The sequence below is a fragment of the Roseisolibacter sp. H3M3-2 genome (genome assembly GCF_029211165.1).
Taxonomy (GTDB): domain Bacteria; phylum Gemmatimonadota; class Gemmatimonadetes; order Gemmatimonadales; family Gemmatimonadaceae; genus Roseisolibacter.
Map to the genome: position 1 here is coordinate 1 of NZ_JARGEK010000396.1, position 4,105 is coordinate 4,105.

3 protein-coding genes are annotated in these 4,105 nt (G+C 77.6%); 1 reads left to right on the forward strand and 2 read right to left on the reverse strand.

Annotated features, from left to right (window positions below; genetic code table 11):
• A partial coding sequence (locus tag PYV61_RS21795) for an NAD-dependent succinate-semialdehyde dehydrogenase (RefSeq protein ID WP_275835621.1) occupies positions 1 to 1,302 on the forward strand: 1,302 nt, incomplete at its 5' end.
• 1 nt (position 1,303) lies between these two features.
• Here the strand turns inward: PYV61_RS21795 and PYV61_RS21800 are convergent.
• Entirely contained in the window at positions 1,304 to 3,031 is a 1,728-nt protein-coding gene (locus tag PYV61_RS21800) for a serine/threonine-protein kinase (protein ID WP_275835623.1), read from the reverse strand.
• A gap of 41 nt (positions 3,032 to 3,072) precedes the next feature.
• A partial coding sequence (locus tag PYV61_RS21805) for an ATP-binding protein (protein WP_275835626.1) occupies positions 3,073 to 4,105 on the reverse strand: 1,033 nt, incomplete at its 5' end.

Below are 4,105 nucleotides of genomic sequence, written 5' to 3' on the forward strand. Positions count from 1 at the left end.
GAGGCGGCGCACGCGTGGCGGCGGCGCCCGGTCGGCGAGCGTGCGGCGCTCGTCGCGCGCGCGGCGGAGGTGCTCGACCGCGCCCCCGAGCGGCTGGCGCGGCTCATGACGCGCGAGATGGGGAAGCCGCTGCAGGCGGCGCGCGACGAGGCGGCGAAGTGCGCGACGGCGTGCCGCTGGTACGCGGAGCACGCGGAGCGGATCCTCGCGCCGCAGACGCTGGTCGACGACGCGCAGGGCGAGGGGCGGGTGGTCCTGCAGCCGCTGGGCGTGGTGCTCGCGGTGATGCCGTGGAACTTCCCGTTCTGGCAGGTCGTGCGCTTCGCCGCGCCGGCGCTGGTGGCCGGCAACGTGGGGCTGCTCAAGCACGCGTCGAACGTGCCGCAGTGCGCGCTGGCGCTGGAGGCGGTGTTCCGGGAGGCGGGGGCGCCCGACGGCGTGTTCCAGACGCTGCTCGTGGAGTCGCGCGCGGTCGACGCGATCGTGGCCGACCCGCGCGTGCAGGCGGTGACGCTCACGGGGAGCGAGGGCGCGGGGAGCGCGGTCGGGGCGACCGCCGGCCGGCACCTCAAGAAGGTCGTGCTGGAGCTGGGGGGGAGCGACCCGTTCGTCGTGATGCCGAGCGCCGACGTCGAGGCCGCGGCGCGCACCGCGGTCACCGCGCGCACGATCAACAACGGGCAGTCGTGCATCGCGGCCAAGCGCTTCGTGGTGCACGCCGACGTGTACGACGCCTTCCTCGCGCGCTTCGTCGAGGGGATGCGCGCGCTGCGCGTCGGCGACCCGATGCTACAGGAGACGCAGGTCGGGCCGCTCGCGTCGGCGCAGGTGCGCGACGACGTGGCCGACCAGGTGCGGCGCTCGGTACGGGACGGCGCGCGGCTCGCGTGCGGCGGCGACGCGCCGGCGGGCGCGGGGTTCTTCTACGCGCCGACCGTGCTGGCCGAGGTGCCGCGCGACGCGGCGGCGGCGCGCGAGGAGGTGTTCGGCCCCGTGGCGGCGGTGTTCCGCGCTCGCGACCTCGACGAGGCGATCGCGATCGCCAACGACACGCCCTACGGGCTGGGCGCGAGCGCGTGGTCGCGCGACCCCGAGGAGCAGCGTCGGCTGGCCGAGGAGCTGGAGGCGGGGAGCGTGTTCCTCAACGCGATGGTCGTGTCGGACCCGCGCCTCCCGTTCGGCGGGATCAAGCGGTCGGGGCACGGGCGCGAGCTGAGCGACGTCGGGCTGCGCGAGTTCTGCAACGTGAAGACGGTGCGCGTCGCGCGCGCGCCCGCCGCGACGGCGGGGACGACGGAGTAGGTCAGCCCGGGCGGACGGCGCGCAGCAGGCGGCGCCACCACCGGCCGCGCTGCTCGCCGCGCAGCGCCGCGGTGCGCACGCCGCGCCACGCCCCGAGCGTCGCCGCCGCGTCGGCCGGGCGCGCATCCTGGTCGACGGCGAGCCCGGTGCGCAGCCACCCCGCGACCGGCGCCGGGAGTCGCGCGAGGTCGACGCGCCCCGCGAGCTGCGACGCGAGCACCGTCGGCCCGTCGTTGCCGCGGAACGGCGGCTCGCCGGTGAGGACGAAGAAGACGATCGCCGCGATCGAGAAGCAGTCGCTGGCCGGCCCCTGCGGCTCGCCGAGCAGCTGCTCGGGGGGCGCGAAGGCGGGCGTGCCCGAGGCGCCCGCGACCTCCTCGCCGAGCGCGTTGGCGATGCCGAAGTCGGCGACGCGCCAGCGGCGGTAGCGGTCGATGAGCAAGTTCTCGGGCTTGAGGTCGCGGTGGATGACGCCGATCGCGTGCGCGGCGGCGAGCCCCTCGAGCACGAACTCCACCTGCCCCGCGACGTCGCGCAGCGGGCGCGGGCCGGCGCGGCGCACCAGCTCCGCCACCGAGCCGCCCTCGGCGAGCTCCATCGTGTACCACGACGTGCCGGCGCGCGTGTCGAAGTCGAAGATCGGGACGATGGCCGGGTGGGCGAGCTGCGCCGCCAGCTGCGCCTCCCGGCGGAAGCGCTGCACGGCGGCGCCGTCCCGCGCGATGTGCGGGTGCAGCATCTTGAGCGCGACCTCGCGGCCGAGCGCCAGGTCGCGCACGCGCCACACCGACCCGAAGGTCCCCGCCCCGAGCTTGGCGAGGATGTCGTAGTCGTCGCCGGTGGCCCAGCGCAGCCGCGCCTCGGGCGTCTGCGCGACGACCTCGCCGGTCACGTCGGGGCCGCCGAGCAGCGGGGTGCGCACGCTGACGCCGCGGTCGAGCGCGCGCACCAGCGCGGTCACCGACGAGTACCGCTCGGCCGGATCGGCGCCGAGCGCGCGCTCGATGACGTCGGCGAGGGAGCGGGGGCAGTCGGGGCGCAGGAGGCGGACGGGCGGCACGTCCTCGGACGGCGGGACCTCGCCGGTGAGCGCGAGGAACGCCAGCGCGCCGAGCTGCCACTGGTCGCTGGCCGGGGTCGGGCTCCACCGGCCGCCGCGCCACTCGGGCGGGCGCGGGACGACGGCGGCGTCGGGGGAGAGCCCGGACGGGACGCGGTCACGCGGGATCGCCCACTGCCAGCCGAGAATCCAGATGCGCCCCGACGGCGTGAGCCAGGTGTTGCGCCCGCCCACCGCGCCGTGGACCGAGCCGCCGTCGTGCAGGTAGCCGATCGCCGAGCCGGCCTCGCGCAGGAGGCGGAGCGCGCCGGGGACGTCGTCGGCGCCGAGGCGGCCGACGCGCTGGGCGAGCGTCTCGCCGGCGATCCAGCGGCGGAGGTAGCCGGGGCCGCGGCGCGACTCGCGGAGCGCCGGCGCCCAGTAGTGGTACGTCGTCGGGATCGCCGGGTGGTTGCGGTGCGCGAGAGCGCGCGCCTCGGCGTGCAGCCAGTCGACGTGCGCCGGGTTGGGGGCGCTGACGAGCGAGAGCGAGCGCCCGAGCGCGTCCACCACCTCCTGGAAGTGCCGGTGGTCCTCCTGCAGCGACTCGGTCCCCCAGCTCCACCCGACGGGGAGCTGCCAGTGCGCGAGGTGCGGCGGGAGGGGGACGGCGGGGACGGTGGGCGGCACGGCGGCAGTCTACCGCTCCCGGGCGGGCGATGAAAGACGCGTCACGCCGCGCGCAGCGCCACCACCATCGTGGTCCCCTCGCCGGGCGCGCTGCGCGCGGTGACGGTGCCGCCCCAGGCCTCGACCAGGCGGCGGCTGATCGCCAGACCGAGCCCGCTGCCGCTGGTGCGCGTCGAGAAGTGCGGCTCGAAGATGCGCGGGAGCACGTCGGCGGGGATGCCGTGGCCGTCGTCGTCCACCTGCAGCGCGACCTGCCCGTCGTGGCGCGCGAGCGTGAGCCGCACGCGGCGCGCGTGGGCGAGGCGCGCGTTCTCGAGGAGGTTGAGCAGCACCTCGCGCAGCTCGCCGTCGCGCGCCATCGCGGGCGCGGGGTCGTCGGCGCCGACCAGCTCCCAGGCGACGCCCCCCTGCCCCAGCCGCTCCAGCGCCACGACGTCGCGCGCCACCGCGGCCACGTCGAGCGGCTCGGCGGGGGCGCGGTGCTCGGGCGCGGTGCCGTAGCGGCTGAAGGTGCGCGCGATCTCGTCGAGCCGGTCGATCTCGCCGAGCACGCGGTCGACGTTGCGCTCGAGGATCGCGTCGAAGTCGCCGCGGCCGTCGCGGTACGCGCGCCGCAGGTGCTGCACGCCGAGCCGGATCGGCGTGAGCGGGTTCTTGATCTCGTGCGCGACCTGCCGCGCCATCTCGCCCCACGCCAGCACGCGCTGCGCGCGCGTCAGCTCGGTGAGGTCGTCGAGCGTCAGCACCGCGGCGATGGCGGCGCCCACGGCGTCGCGGCGCTCGGCGCCGCCGAGGCGCGTCAGGCGGGCGCGCAGCTGGCGCCCGTGCAGCTCGAGGTCGAACGCCTCGTCCGCGCCGTCGGCGAGGCGCGGGTCGGCGGCGAGGAAGGCGTGCACGCGCGCCGCGAGGGTCGGCGGCGCCGCGTCGTCGAGCGCGGTGCCCGGCGGGAGCGCGCGCTCCAGCAGCGCCTCGGCGCTCGGGTTGGGCGTGGCGACGCGCGCGTCGGCGGCGACGGCCTCGGCGCCGCTGGCGACGTCGCGCAGCACGGCGGCCGTGCGCAGCCGCGCCGCCTCG